The organism is Vibrio sp. ZOR0018 (assembly GCF_963865925.1).
GTDB lineage: Bacteria > Pseudomonadota > Gammaproteobacteria > Enterobacterales > Vibrionaceae > Vibrio > Vibrio anguillarum.
In genome coordinates this window covers 85109-99399 of the sequence record NZ_CAWMCN010000108.1, presented here as the reverse complement: position 1 = coordinate 99399, position 14291 = coordinate 85109, and the positions used below count along the sequence as shown (strand labels likewise).

8 protein-coding genes and 1 pseudogene are annotated in these 14291 nt (G+C 41.9%); 3 read left to right on the top strand and 6 right to left on the bottom strand.

Annotation, left to right across the window (positions count from 1 at the left end):
* Nucleotides 1–112: 112 nt before the first annotated feature.
* The 4 genes and pseudogenes from AACR75_RS09270 to nrdD (AACR75_RS09255) all read right to left on the bottom strand — a co-directional run.
* The gene (locus AACR75_RS09270; protein ID WP_047689734.1) at nt 113–2422 is read right to left on the bottom strand and encodes a P-loop ATPase, Sll1717 family; all 2310 of its coding nucleotides are present in this window, start codon (nt 2420–2422) and stop codon (nt 113–115) included.
* A gap of 388 nt (nt 2423–2810) precedes the next feature.
* Complete coding sequence (gene nrdG / locus AACR75_RS09265) at nt 2811–3278, bottom strand: anaerobic ribonucleoside-triphosphate reductase-activating protein (RefSeq protein WP_040122821.1); 468 nt, start codon at nt 3276–3278, stop codon at nt 2811–2813.
* A gap of 6 nt (nt 3279–3284) precedes the next feature.
* A complete protein-coding gene (nrdD, locus tag AACR75_RS09260; RefSeq protein WP_156117107.1) occupies nt 3285–5426 on the bottom strand; it encodes an anaerobic ribonucleoside-triphosphate reductase in 2142 nt (713 codons plus the stop codon).
* Nucleotides 5427–5675: 249 nt separating this feature from the next.
* Nucleotides 5676–6533: pseudogene (gene nrdD / locus AACR75_RS09255) on the bottom strand (anaerobic ribonucleoside-triphosphate reductase); the annotation flags it as partial.
* A 550-nt stretch (nt 6534–7083) separates the two neighbouring features.
* On the opposite strand from nrdD (AACR75_RS09255), the gene AACR75_RS09250 reads away from it, so the two are divergent.
* From AACR75_RS09250 to AACR75_RS09240, 3 genes are read left to right on the top strand one after another with little or no spacing between them, the layout of a single operon-like run.
* Nucleotides 7084–8667 (top strand): AMP-binding protein, encoded by a 1584-nt coding sequence (locus AACR75_RS09250; RefSeq protein ID WP_047689732.1) that lies wholly within the window; start codon nt 7084–7086, stop codon nt 8665–8667.
* Nucleotides 8664–8894: an acyl carrier protein gene (locus AACR75_RS09245; RefSeq protein ID WP_047689730.1), complete on the top strand. Its 231-nt coding sequence runs from the start codon at nt 8664–8666 to the stop codon at nt 8892–8894. The genes AACR75_RS09250 and AACR75_RS09245 overlap by 4 nt, the downstream gene beginning before the upstream one ends.
* On the top strand, nt 8881–9717 hold the full coding sequence (locus tag AACR75_RS09240; RefSeq protein WP_269413194.1) for a lysophospholipid acyltransferase family protein: 837 nt from the start codon (nt 8881–8883) through the stop codon (nt 9715–9717). Before AACR75_RS09245 ends, AACR75_RS09240 begins: the two co-directional genes overlap by 14 nt.
* A gap of 353 nt (nt 9718–10070) precedes the next feature.
* Here the strand turns inward: AACR75_RS09240 and AACR75_RS09235 are convergent, their stop codons facing one another.
* Nucleotides 10071–13226, bottom strand: coding sequence for an efflux RND transporter permease subunit (locus AACR75_RS09235; protein WP_047689722.1), 3156 nt, complete (start codon nt 13224–13226; stop codon nt 10071–10073).
* Nucleotide 13227: 1 nt separating this feature from the next.
* Entirely contained in the window at nt 13228–14247 is a 1020-nt protein-coding gene (locus tag AACR75_RS09230) for an efflux RND transporter periplasmic adaptor subunit (RefSeq protein WP_443089065.1), read from the bottom strand.
* Nucleotides 14248–14291: the final 44 nt, after the last annotated feature.

The window sequence follows — 14291 nt, the reverse complement described above, 5'->3', positions numbered from 1 at the left end:
TGCCGATCAGAAACTGGCGACAAGCTCTAAACCGCTTTATGATTATGTTCGAAGACCGACTCACTCAATACATGTAACCCCGACAGTTACACAGAATTATTTACAGGGTCCATCAAGCCTCTTCAATCATTAGCGCAGGCCAGAAGGCAGGGTTTATATGATAATCAATATCACCCTTCTTTTTTATCATCCCAGCCATTAATTGCATGCTGTAATTGAAATCGTAAATATATTTAGTTTCGCCATTAATATCTAAACCGATAAAACCATACCAGAGTAAGAGTTCAAATATTCTATTGAATAATTTATCATCAACACCAAACTCATCTAAAGTCGAAAAAATATCTTTCCTACTAATTCTTGACTTTCCTCCAATGAATGCATATAGAACATCATCAATACTGCTTTCGACATCTTTTATCTCATAGCCAATATCCGTTAGAAGGTCTGTAGAGTATGCAGTTAGCCCTTTTTCTATATCCTCTTCTAGGATTCGGTCATGGTTAAGGTTAATCGCATAACTCTTGCATTGGCTTATGAGATTTAATAAAAATCTAGGCCTCATCAAAGATCGTTCAATAAGATATTGAGAGCTTTCTTCTCCTGCATAGTGACTTACACATATTTTGGGCCATAACGAATGAAACGATTCATCTCCAGAAATGTTGTTGGATGCAATTCTCAATCTAATTAGTTCCCTCAATAAATCAGGATCAGTCCAATCAAGAAGAACTCGAGCCTCTTTTCCTCGGTCTGATGTCTCCTTGACAAGCAATTCATAAACATCATTCCTTAAAAATAAAATTGTATTTACATTTACATTCGACTTTCCAAACTGTCGCTCTATCTTTTTAGTAGCATCAATTAATGCCCTAATAATTAACAAATCCTCATGTTCAAGTCCTGATGTAGGCCAACCCTTATCAAGATTGTCAAAAAGAAGCCAGCAAACTTCTTTCCGACTCATATACTCGATTAATTGGTTAGATAAGTGTTTTACATCATGACAGTAGAGCATTTCTGTTAGCTTAGAAGTGTTTAATCTAACATTAGTTTGATCTCCATGCTTGGATCTATACTCCGTAGATATCTTCTCCATCAACGAACTCATCCTCTCTGAGAAGTCACCTTCTGTTTCGTATCCGTCTGCATGGTACAAGTCAGCTAAAGTCCTGTACGAGTCATACAATGTGTGGTCCCGAGTGTGCTGTTCTCGATCTTTTTCTAGGATTTTGTAGCATATTTCTAAAAGTAATACATACTCCCAAAAAGCCATTATTGTATGTTGAAAAGTTCCTTCTTCGAGAAAAGATAGAATAAGTTCTTTGAATTTGATCAGTTTGTATCCGTCTGGTTTTAGATCTAAAACAATATTCCCTTTTTTATTTCTTTCTCTATCCCTTACTTGCAAAAAAATTGCAGATTTACCAGAACCTTTTCGCCCTACAACTATATTTGCTTCACCTCTTAAAGACTTGAGGAACTGGTCAGTTTTTAAGTAGTAACTTTCTAGAGAACGCATCTCATTTTCTGCCGAGGTAGCCCCTAAATCAACTGACTGAAGGAATGTATCATTATGAGGTGTAACAACCCTCACATCTTGCTGAAATGCTTCAGCGACTTTACCTGCAAAATCAGCAATATGATCATTTATATCATCTGGATGATAGGACATTGATACAAAGTCACGATAGTCCAAAGGAACTGGCTCATCCTCATGCTGAAGTATACATAGAGCTTTGGACATACCATCTGCCAAACCAGCAATGAAAGCTCCTCTCATATTGTGAACTTCAAAACCAACTGCTGAACTGGACAAAAGCGGCACAACTATCCCGTGAGACTGAGAAACTTGGTTTATGGCATCATTTGCAGATAATCTAGGCTGTTCATTCGGATCAAACGATCTAAACAGAAATCTCGCCTTCTTAATCCGAGATACTATACGTGTAGCCCAATCAGTCTTATGCATTCCTTCTAGTAGATATACTGGAGACTTAATATTAATTTTTTTGGAGAAACTAAGTGGGCGATCTGGAATTGCTGAATTGAGGAATCCACTTAACTCGGAAGAATTCTGATACTCTTGATACCCAAGTGTGTCAAAAATACCCACCTCTTTTATTGAAGGGCTTCCCTCTTTAATACTCTTGTTTTTTGTCAAAAGTACACGCTTACCTTTGCCTATTGCATAACCAATCTCATATGTAACGTTGAAATTTAGTACTGAGATGTCTGCAACAAGGAATTCACAAGCATCAATGCCCTCCAAAACTTTCTCCGAGATAAAGTGGCCTGGTATATCTAGTGCTCGCCAAGTTTCTATTTGTGAACTAGAGGTTTTTACAGCCAACTCTACCGTTTGGCCAATTTCTGCTGGCGATGAAGCGTATGCATAAAATCCCGATTTATTATTGCTCACAAACGATTTCCTTATAGAGCTTTTTGAAGATGCAAGGTATAGAGTTCATATTGCGCTCGATTTATATGAAACTCAACACTAGGCGATTTGTTGTGTGATTATGGTCAACGGCAAAATAACAAAGAAGCAAGCTGCATATAAAAATAGCTCGCAAGGATTAGACATTAATGATACTGGTCTATCTTCGGAGGAAGTCTCTAAAGTCAGTTTTGCCTACATAGGCAAAGTTTGGTAAACAGCCTTGTAAGCTAGATCGTGGAGAAAATTGATTCAGTGCTTTACTATTTCAGTAAAAACATTGATTTATGAAAGGGAGAAATCAAACTGCTGCCCCCCTTAATTTTCTGAAGTCGGGGGGAGCCTACAACTACATTTCAGAATTATGGCACTAAATATTAAACTTATGTATGATTTGATTCGAGCTTCCGCGCCATAGCAGTTCAGGATCATACTTATCTTGCTCAAACCTACCATCAATTAGAACATCAACATGCTCTATGATAGACCTTTGCTCTGAGGACAACTCATCAATAGTGTATCCAGTCCACATCCAAATATCTTTGTCAGGGCATTCCTCTTTCACTCTTAGAACTAACTTGTAGATACTGTTTACATTTGCAGGATGCAGAGGGTCACCACCAGATAGTGACAACCCACGCCTCTTAATACGAGTATCTTTGAGGTCTGCAATTATCTGATCTTCCATTTCTTTGGTAAATGGATGACCTGAATTTGGATTTAGCGTTGACTTGTTGTAGCAGCCTCGGCAATTGTGTTCACACCCTGCGACAAACAGGGTGCAACGTGTGCCTTCGCCATTTACAACATCAACTTGCTGATATTTATGGTAGTTCATTTGAACCTACATATGTTTCACACGTCGAAGAACTTCTTCTTGCTTACCAGAGTTAAATGGTCGAGCGTCAGGAGAACCCAAGTAACCACACACGCGACGCGTAACTGAAACCTTCTTAGGGTCATGGTTACCACATTTAGGACAAGTAAAACCTTTGCTGGTGCATGTGAATTCTCCAGAGAAGCCACACTCGTAACACTCATCAATTGGCGTGTTGGTGCCATAATATGGAACTCTTTCGTAGCTATAATCCCATACGTCCTCCAGAGCTTCGATGTTACGTTGCATATTAGGGAACTCGCCGTAACAAATGAAACCACCACTTGCAAGTTCAGGGTATGGCATTTCGAAATCTATCTTGTCATATGGATTAACTTTCTTTTGCACATCAAGGTGGAAACTGTTTGTGTAGTAACCTTTATCAGTGACTCCGTCCAATACACCGAATTCTTTGGTGTCTAGTGAACAGAATCGAGTACATAGATTTTCTGAGGGAGTGCTGTATAAGCTATAGCCCCACACACTCTCTTCTTTCCAGCCATCAACTTTGCTCTTCATAAATTTAACAATCTCGATGCCTTTCTGGCGCAGAGATTCATTATCAAAGATATGTTCGCCATTTTTGGCATATAGTGCATTGATAGTCTCGTGAATACCAATGTAACCCATTGAGATAGACGCTCGGCCATTCTTAAAGATATCCAGGACTTCATCATCAGGATTTAAGCGAATACCTAGTGCTCCTTCCGTGTACAAAATAGGTGCAACGCGAGCTTTGACCCCACGAAGGCGATCAATACGTGTCTCAAGTGCTCGACGAACAAGTTCGGTTCGCTCTTCCAAGATTTCATAGAACCTAGCTTCATCACCATTAGCTTCTATCGCAATACGTGGCAAGTTTAGGCTAACTACGCCCAGGTTGTTACGTCCTTCATGAATCTCATTTCCATTCTCATCCACATAAAGACCGAGGAAACTGCGACAACCCATAGGAGCCTTAAATGAGCCAGTCACTTCAACAACTTTGTCATAGTTAAGAATATCTGGGTACATGCGTTTTGAGGCACACTCAAGCGCAAGTTGCTTAATGTCATAGTTTGGATCTTCTCTTTTTAAGTTAATACCATCTTTGATCGTATATAGTAGTTTAGGGAAAACAGCAGTCTTCTTATTTTTCCCCAATCCTTTGATTCTATTTATAAAAATAGACCTTTGGATCAGCTTGGATTCCCAACTTGTACCCAATCCAAAGTTCACCGACAAAAATGGCGTCTGCCCATTACTTGAGAATAACGTGTTGATCTCATATTCTAGAGATTGAAATGCATCATAGACTTCTTTCTCAGTCAGCTTACATGCATATTCTTCAGGATTCTTCACATCCCACTCTTTCGCAGTAGCTAGGTGCTTCTCATAACTTACAGTAACGTAAGGTGCTAGTACCTCATCTAATCGGTTCAATGTAGTGCCACCATAAGTATGGCTAGCTACTTGCGCTACTATTTGGGCAGTAACTGCTGTAGCTGTTTGGATTGACTTAGGTGTGTCGATTTCTGCGTTACCCATGCGGAAACCGTTCTTCAGCATGTTCTCTAGATCTACAATCATGCAGTTGAACATCGGGAAGAATGGAGAGTAATCCAGATCATGATAATGGATTTCACCATTCTCATGTGCTTGTACGATGTCACGCGGTAGCATATGGTGCTTTGCGTAATGCTTAGAGATGATACCAGCAAGAAGATCGCGCTGTGTCGGAATTACCTTGCTGTCCTTATTTGCATTTTCATTCAGTAGGTCAGCGTTGCTTTGCTCTACCAAACCAGAAATTTCAGCACTTAATGCACTTGCTTTTTCACGTTGTATATCACGGTCATGGCGATACTCAATGTAAGCACGAGCTACATCTTCATCGACATGCATTAGTTCTTTTTCTACTAGAGACTGGATATCACAAATCTCGATCTCGGTTCTGCCATTCATCTTCTCGCATACGTTAGCGGCAACAATATCGCCAAGGTCGCGCTTAGGGCAGTTGATGCTTTTTGCTGCTGATTGAACAGCATTCTTAATTAGTTGTGCGTTAAAGGTTGCTTTTGCACCGTCACGTTTAACCACAACTACTGATTCGTGTTGCTTCATAATCATGTTCATTTCTCCTTATAGTTTTAGTTTTTAAGCTGCAATTTGGAAGGCTTGTTTTTGAAGGTTTTGCTTTTTCGCAAAATCACGAGAGTGCTCTCGTGAAAAAACAGCCAGTTCAACAAGGTGAAATGAATTCTGTAGTGTCATTGAATCCACTAGTTTAGAGGCTTGTAGTGCAAGTGAAAAGTTTCCTTGAGAGAAGCAGTACGCACACACACATAGTAGTTTCATAAAGTTCTTTACTACATAATGCCCATTCGCGGTATGCAAAGTGTTGACTTCATATTCAAGTGACTGGAATGCGTCGTAGCACTCTTTTTCTGTACGGGACATAGCAAAGGCTTCGGGATGATGAATATCCCACTCTTTTGCTATTTCTAAATGTTTGTCGTAACTGGCTGTCACATAAGGTTCAAGCACTTCATCGATACGGTTGATGGTGGTGCCGCCGTAAATATGACTCGCAACCTGAGCGATAATTTGCGCGGTCACTGCGGTGGCGGTTGAAATTGATTTTGGCGTATCAATTTCCGCATTACCCATCTTAAAGCCATGAGTGAGCATGCCTTTTAAATCAATCAGCATGCAGTTAAACATTGGGAAAAAGGGAGCGTAATCCAAGTCATGATAGTGGATATCACCCTCTTCATGCGCTTGCACAATATCACGTGGTAAAATGCGGGTTTTAGCGTAGTGTTTCGCCACAATACCAGCCAGTAAGTCACGCTGCGTTGGGATAACTTTGCCGTCTTTATTCGCATTTTCATTGAGCAGATCGGCATTACTTTCTTCGATAAGGCCTTCAATCTCTTGCGTCAAGGCACTTTGCTTTTCACGCGCGATATCACGATCGTGTCGGTACTCGATGTATGAACGAGCTAATGCTTTATAGGGCCCTTGCATTAGCTCGTTCTCTACTAAGGTTTGAATCTCGGCGATATGGACTTCATCGTAATCTTTGAGCTTCAGTTCTACCGCCAACGCCACATTGAGTGCGTAAATAGCGATCTCTTTATCAATATGTTCAGCTGCACTTTCCACGGCAGATTGAATGCGATCACGGTTGAACGGGGCTCTCGATCCGTCACGTTTGATTACGATAGGTTTCACCATTTCTCCTTACCCCTAGCATACTCACAGAGTTATCCACAAATACACTATATAGAGCAGTTTATTATCCGACTGACACAATATATTGTGGTGCATTTAACGAAAACTCCCAACTTAGGGTATTGATTTGGATCAATAAAAACCGAGCATTGAACAAGATCAATGCGATCTTGGAGTAGTAGATCTCACTTAGAAAAGAAACGATGAAAATTGCAAATTTTTGATTTTTCCTCTTGAAATTTCACCAAACCTGATGGGCTAAGCCTTCACATTCGATCAGTGAGGGATTGCGATGTTAAAATCAAAAGGTATGTGTCGATTAGCAGCAGAACCGCCCTAAATGGCAAGTATTAACTCATCAATTAAGGGATCATTGCCCGCTAAGGAGCGTGATTTTTCGCTAGCCTGCACTATATAAGCCCCGGTTTCATGCGTTGAAACTGACAAACACTTACACCGATCAGACAATTCATTACAATCAATTTACTCAATAACCCTCTATGATTACACCCATTCAGACGTTCAATATTTTAAGTAAAAATAGTGCCTTATGTTATTTGATATACGTTCAATTGTGCTTAATGCAATCCAGAACCATCTCCATAAACCTGCTCTTTGGGTGGATAAGTGCAGCTACACGTACCAACAAATGACCGCAATTGCTTGCGCTTTAAATAAACAGTGGCAGTCACTTTCCATTACTAATATTGCTATTTTGTCGCAGCGCGACCTCAGCGCATACGCCGCTATTTGGGGATGCTATTTAGGCGGTAAAACGTATATCCCATTGAACCAACGGCTGGCCTCGAAACAAATCATAGAAACTCTTGAAGAGACAGGTTGCACCGCTCTAGTGATTGATAAACACCAATTACACCGTCTTTCTGACATTCTTGAAATAGCCCCTATCCATTATCAGATATTTTGTTTATCTGGAGTTGATGTCCGTGAGATAAGTGCGCGATACCCCGATCATGAGTTCTATACTATCGACTCAACAGAAGATGACTTTTCATTTTGGAAAACGCAATTGACCGCTCCAGACGGAAGCCGTTACGCCTATATTATGCAAACTTCGGGTTCCACAGGAAAACCAAAACGAATAGCGGTCAACTACGATAATCTGCACAGCTATTTGGGGAATATTTACCACAGATGGCCCATGACAAGTGATGATCGTGTTGCTCAATTCTCTGACTTAAGTTTTGATCTCTCAGTGCATGATATTTTTTGTGCGATGATGTCCGGTGCTTGCTTATATAGCCTTCCTGAATTGGTTAAATTAAACCCTGTCGGATTCATTCGCCATCACCAATTAACCGCTTGGTTATCGGTCCCAACAGTCATTGAGCTCTGCTTGCAGCGAGATAATCTCGTCGAACACTCAATGCCTTCACTAAGGCTAAGCTTTTTCTGCGGGCAAGCGCTTCTCCCTGAATTGGCTTATCGGTGGGAAATGGCGACGGGGTGTGCGGTGATTAATCTCTATGGTCCAACCGAATGTACCGTAGCAGTAACCTCTCATCTATACCAATCATGTGATGATTTGCACTTCAATAGCGTTCCTATCGGAAATAGCTTTTCCGATCATCAACTTGCCATCATTGATGAAGAACAACAATGGCACCGCATCACTAATACGCTGGCGAACACTACCGGTGAATTATGTCTATCAGGTCCACAATTAACCGAAGGTTATCTCAACGATAAAACCAATACCGCTAAAGCTTATTTTTTAAAAGACGGTATACGTTGGTATCGTACCGGCGACCTAGTTTCAATACGCGATTCTCACCTCATTCATCTAGGACGACTGGATCACCAAGTTAAAATTGCAGGGCAACGTGTGGAATTAGGAGAAATAGAAACCATCGCCCGTCAGGTAACACAATCACACAGTATTGCCATTGTTCCTTGGCCATTGAGCCCGTCAGGTTATGCTAGCGGCACCGTCGCCTTTGTCAGTAAACCAGAGCAATGGCAACCCAATCAATGGATCTCGGAATGTAAAAAGAGATTAAATCCAATTTTTGTTCCGAAAGAGTGGTACATACTCGATAAATTACCTCTCAACATCAATGGCAAAACAGACATAAAAGCATTACAAAAACAGCTAGAGACACAAATATTATGAATATTGAACAATTTATTATTGATAAGCTTGGCATAGATAAGTCAGAAATAAATGAGCGTAAATTAACTCGATTTTTTGATGAAATAGATTCTTTTGCTTTTATTGATCTTATCGCCCAAGTAGAAAATCAGTTTAATATTTTCGTTGATTTAATGGATATCACCTTCGATCAAAAAGCCAGTGTAAACGAAGTTATTGAATGGTTTACTCAATATGCCGAGAATTAAAATGCGCCACTTGATATTAAAACACCTCGTCACTGTTATTTTCTATCTGCCTCTCTCTTTTAAAGTAGCACTTTGTCATTTAGGTGCAAGAATATTAGCGAGAAAAAAAATGCACATAGCCCAACAAGGGCTATCATACGCATTACCCGCTCTGAATGATCAACAACAAAAAATAATTGCTGAAGAGGCTGCTCTTATTTCCCTCAAAAATCTGGTTGGGTTTTGTCACCACGCTCATTATGCTTATGAAATTATTGACCAATCCGCTTTTAGCCACATTGCTAGTGCGACGACTGGAGGCATCATTATGTGTCCACACATGGGGGTTTATGATGGAGTAACTTGGTTACTTAACCAGAAAGGCATTCGAACAAAAACTATTTTTGGTGCAGGTAAGTCTGGCGATCGTATCGATGAAAATATCATGATCACTCAGGCTGCTCACTTAGCTAAAATTCCACATCTTTTGCGCCAAGATAACCTGTTGATTGCATTACTGGAGCAAATCAAACAAGGCTACTGGATTGTACTGCATATGGATATGCGTACTAAAGGTGTCCCCGTCGAATGGTTTGGTCAAAAAACAGAACTCGCACCGACTCCTTTTTTTCTAGCTCACAAACTAGGGTGCCCTATATATTTTCACTATGCTTTAACATCAGGAAATATACAGAAAATGCATTTCTCTTCCTTTAAGCTTGAACATGAAGGTACCTTAAGTGAAAAAATAGTAAAAGATGCTCAGAAACTAGCAAGTGCAATGGAAATTGTTATTAGGACACATCCTGCCCAATGGATATGGCAATATAGAAGATGGAAGTAAGACTCTTTTTTATTTATATCTAACAGCTCGCCTTAACATCAAAATGTAAATAAAAAGAATCGTCAAAGCAACACCAATGACGACAGGGGAAAAATATTTTGGGTAAACAGTCTCTCGATATATCCAGTTGCTCAATAACTTAATCCGACTATAGCCAAAAAACTTGGAGTTGCAGGTAGACATGCAAATGAAACACTATGAGTATAGATATTACTATGTAAGCAGGATGAACGACGCAGCCAACACCGATAGAGCTTCAAGTAGGAAGGTGATAAATAATCTGAAGAAGCTCCAATAGAAAGTCGCTGAATATTCAACGCCTTTCTTGCTAGTGTCGAGTTTCACTGTAATCGTTAGCTAAAACGTCGATGCATGACAGCGTAGTACAAAACAGGAATAACCAATAAAGTTAAGACGGTAGAAACAAAGATACCAAAAATCAGGCTAATGGCTAAGCCATTAAAAATGGGATCATCTAAAATGAATACCGCCCCGATCATGGCCGCTAAAGCGGTAAGCATGATGGGTTTAGCACGAACAGCCGCAGACTGAATAACCGCTTCGGAAAATGCCACACCTTCTTCAACCTGCTGATTAATGAAATCAACCAGCAAGATGGAGTTACGCACAATAATCCCCGCGAGTGCTATCATCCCAATCATCGACGTGGCGGTGAACTGAGCACCAAGTAACGCATGGCCGGGCATGACGCCAATAATCGTCAGTGGAATTGGAGCCATAATGATCAACGGAACAAGGTAGGACTTAAACTGCGCGACAACCAGTAAGTAAATAAGGATCATCCCAACCGCGTAGGCAATGCCCATGTCGCGGAATGTTTCATAAGTGATCGTCCATTCACCATCCCAGAATATTTCGACACCATTTAACCCTGTAGGTTGGTGGATATAATACTGTTCCACAGGTAGACCAAGTGCATTGATGTTGAACGCCATTTCAAACATACCGTATAAGGGGCTGTCTGTTTCACCCGTCATATCCGCCACCACCATCACCATTGGTAACAGGTTTTTATGCACAATGTAGTCATCCATTTGAGTTTGGCGAATAGTGACTAAATCAGACAATGGATATGCACTGCCCGCAGTGCTCCCTACTTTCATGTTCAACACTTGATCTAATCGGACTTTGACGTTTTCACTAGCTTGCACTTGAATGGGGATTGGGTACTTGCTGTGCTCACTGTGCAAATAGGTGATCGGCTTTCCACCGACTGCCGTCGCCAAAGCATCGACTATCGAAGCATAAGGTACTTGATAGTGTGACGCTTTGCTGCGATCAATCACTACTTGCCATTTTTGATGCACTTCCGGTAGATACATATCGATATCGACAATATCCGCTGTTTCGTGGAAGATCCCGCGTAGCATCCTTGCCGCTTGTGCCCGAATGTCATGTGTCGGACCATAAACTTCCGCTAAAATAGGTGACCAAACGGGTGGCCCCGGTGGAACTTCAACGACTTTGACTTTACCGCCAAATCGGCTGGCAACCTCATTAAGCTTAGGGCGTACCTCACTTGCAATCGTATGACTATCTTTATCGCGCTCTTTTCGCCCTAACAGGTTCACCTGAATATCGCCTTGGTTGGCTTGATTGCGCATAAAATAATGACGCACAAGGCCATTGAAGTTGATCGGTGCGGCTGTACCTGCGTAAATCTGATACCCACTGACTTCAGGCACGCTATTTAACACCGTGCCAAGTTCAAATAAAACGCGTTGCGTTTTCTCAAGCGACGCCCCTTCAGGCATATCCAATACCACTTGAAACTCTGATTTATTATCGAAAGGCAGCATTTTTAAAACCACGGCCTTTGTGATTGGCAGTAATAGGGAGCCAGCAATAAGCGCAAATACCGCAAGCATCAAGAAAAAGCGGTTACGTCTTTGTGCAGCCGAGACCACGAAAGGATTCATGATTCGGTGAAAGATGCCTTGAGTTGATTGAGATTGTGCTTGATGCGATGAAGGCTTAAGAAACTTGGCCGCTAACCAAGGTGAAAAGACAAATGCAACCGCCAATGAAATCAGCATTCCCATCGAAGCATTGATGGGAATTGGGCTCATATACGGGCCCATAAGCCCAGAGACAAAGGCCATTGGCAACAGTGCGGCAATCACGGTTAAGGTAGCAAGGATTGTGGGTCCACCCACTTCATCAACCGCCGTAGGAATGAGATCCGCCAGTTTGCGCTTACCTAACGCCATATGACGGTGAATATTTTCCACAACAACAATGGCATCGTCCACTAAAATGCCAATAGAGAAAATTAACGCAAAAAGCGAGACCCGGTTGAGTGTAAAACCCCATGCCCATGATGCAAACAGTGTCATCATCAAGGTAACAACAATAGCCATACCGACCACGATAGCCTCACGCCATCCCATCGCAATAACTACCAAAATAACGACTGCAGTGGTTGCAAAAATCAATTTGCCGATCAATGTATTGCTTTTATCGGCGGCGGTTTTCCCGTAGTCACGCGTGATTTCAACACTGATTCCGTGTGGAATTAACTGATTTTCAAGTTCTGCAACTCGAGCTTCAAGCATCTCAGCTACACGAACGGCGTTTTCGCCTCCTTTTTTAGCGATGGCTAAAGTAACTGCTGGATAAATACCTTGCTTATCACTGGTCCAAACTTGTTGGGTTGATGTATCAACACCCAATTGAACCGTAGCGACATCCGCTAAATATACCGGTGCCTGGTTATGCAGCCCAATCACCAATTGCTTTACTTCTTCAACTTTTGTTAAAAACTGACCAATTTGGACGGGAAACTGCTGATTTTCATGCGTTAGTTTCAACATTGGAGAGCTGTGGTTCGCCGCAGGAAGATGCTGATTCAGTTGATCTAACGTGATGCCAAAGCTGTTCATTTTAACGGGGTCTAAACGTACATCAACAATAGTAGGGTGGCGACCTATCGTATAAATATCTCGTGTACCATCAATGCGTTTGAGCTCTGTTTCTAAACCATGGGCCACTTGCGTTAACTGCTGGTTGTCCAAAGTACCCGTTTTATCGGATAACGTAATGCTGACGATAGGCACATCTTCAATGCCTTTAGGTTTAATGATCGGCTCGCCCACCCCAACGCCTTTTGGCATCCAATCTTTATTGGAATAGAGTTTATTATAAATACGAACCACGGCGTCGTTTCTAGGAACGCCGACATCAAAGATAGCCACAATCATCGCACCATCGGGTTGTGAAAAAGAGTAAATTTTATCAATTCCCTCAATTTCAGAGATGATCTGCTCTGCTGGGTTCGTCACTAAACTTTCCACTTCCGCCGGAGAAGCTCCGGGAAAAGGAATATACACATCGGCAAAGGTCACATCGATTTGCGGCTCTTCTTCTTTAGGGGTAACCATTACCGCAAAAACGCCCATCAGTAACCCAACAATCGCGAGCAACGGCGTCATCGCTGAAGTCTGAAAAGCTTTGGCAATACGTCCTGAGACGCCTAAACGATTATCCATATCACTCACCTACTTGTGTAAATACACGGCTTGCGACCGTATCACCTTGTTCCAAGCCAGATAATACTTCCACATATTCACCATAGGTTTGCCCTAATCGCACTGGATTTAGCAGTCGTTTATCATCAACGATGCGATATACGGCACTCAGTTCTGCTCGGCGAATCACAGCGGCAACAGGAATGAGCATCACCTCACGTTGACCATAATTAAACTCTGTCTTGACCCACATTCCTGGCATCACTTGCCCGAGCTTGTTAGTTTGATCTACACGAGGCAGTTCAAGACGGATTTTGAATGTATGTGATTGAGGGTCGGCATAACTGAATAAGCTGTAATCGATTGGGGTTATTTTATCGCCCGTAGGCATAATGACTTGGAATTGAGCAACATTGGTGACTGCAGGCTGATAGCGCTGCGGAATGGCCGTTTCAACACGCAACTCATTGAATGAGAAACCACTGAGCAGCGCAGTACCCGGAGCCACCGTTTCACCCAGCTCTACATGTCGCTCCGTCACGACACCATCATAAGGGGCGGTAATATTGGTGTATCCAAGTGACTCCTTCGCCTGCACGACTGCGGCTTTTGCCGCCTTGACGGCCGCAGCAGCACTTCGAGCTTGAGCTTCAGCGCCATCCATTTGGTCTTGTGAAATCGCACCTTTAGGAAACAGCAGTCGATAACGCTTTAGTTGAGCTTGAGCTTCACGATTTCGAGCCTCTGCACTGGTTAACTGAGCTTGAGATGCGTCTAAAGAAGCCGATTGCTGAATAGCGCTGATTTCTAATAGCACGTCGCCCTTTTTAACAAAATCGTTAACGTCGACATACACACCAACGACTCGACCAGAGGTTTGAGCCGCAACTGTCCCTTTGTTAACTGGCTGGACAACACCTTCAAATGCAATCTGCTGTGGTATCAGCTCATAGGTCACGATATAACGATCATCAGCATAGCCAACGGCCCAATAGCCGCTCGTGATTAAGGCAATACACGCAATCCAAATTCGCCTTTTCATACCCATCCCTCATGTTGATCGTTACGATTCCACTTGCTTATTGA

What these genes read in the sequence shown, in the direction of transcription:
- AACR75_RS09240 (WP_269413194.1), top strand. Translation starts at nt 8,881, where the DNA reads ATGCCGAGAATTAAAATGCGCCACTTGATATTAAAACACCTCGTCACT.
- nrdD (WP_156117107.1), bottom strand. Translation starts at nt 5,426, where the DNA reads ATGATTATGAAGCAACACGAATCAGTAGTTGTGGTTAAACGTGACGGT.
- AACR75_RS09250 (WP_047689732.1), top strand. Translation starts at nt 7,084, where the DNA reads ATGTTATTTGATATACGTTCAATTGTGCTTAATGCAATCCAGAACCAT.
- AACR75_RS09245 (WP_047689730.1), top strand. Translation starts at nt 8,664, where the DNA reads ATGAATATTGAACAATTTATTATTGATAAGCTTGGCATAGATAAGTCA.
- AACR75_RS09235 (WP_047689722.1), bottom strand. Translation starts at nt 13,226, where the DNA reads ATGGATAATCGTTTAGGCGTCTCAGGACGTATTGCCAAAGCTTTTCAG.
- nrdG (WP_040122821.1), bottom strand. Translation starts at nt 3,278, where the DNA reads ATGAACTACCATAAATATCAGCAAGTTGATGTTGTAAATGGCGAAGGC.
- AACR75_RS09230 (WP_443089065.1), bottom strand. Translation starts at nt 14,247, where the DNA reads ATGAAAAGGCGAATTTGGATTGCGTGTATTGCCTTAATCACGAGCGGC.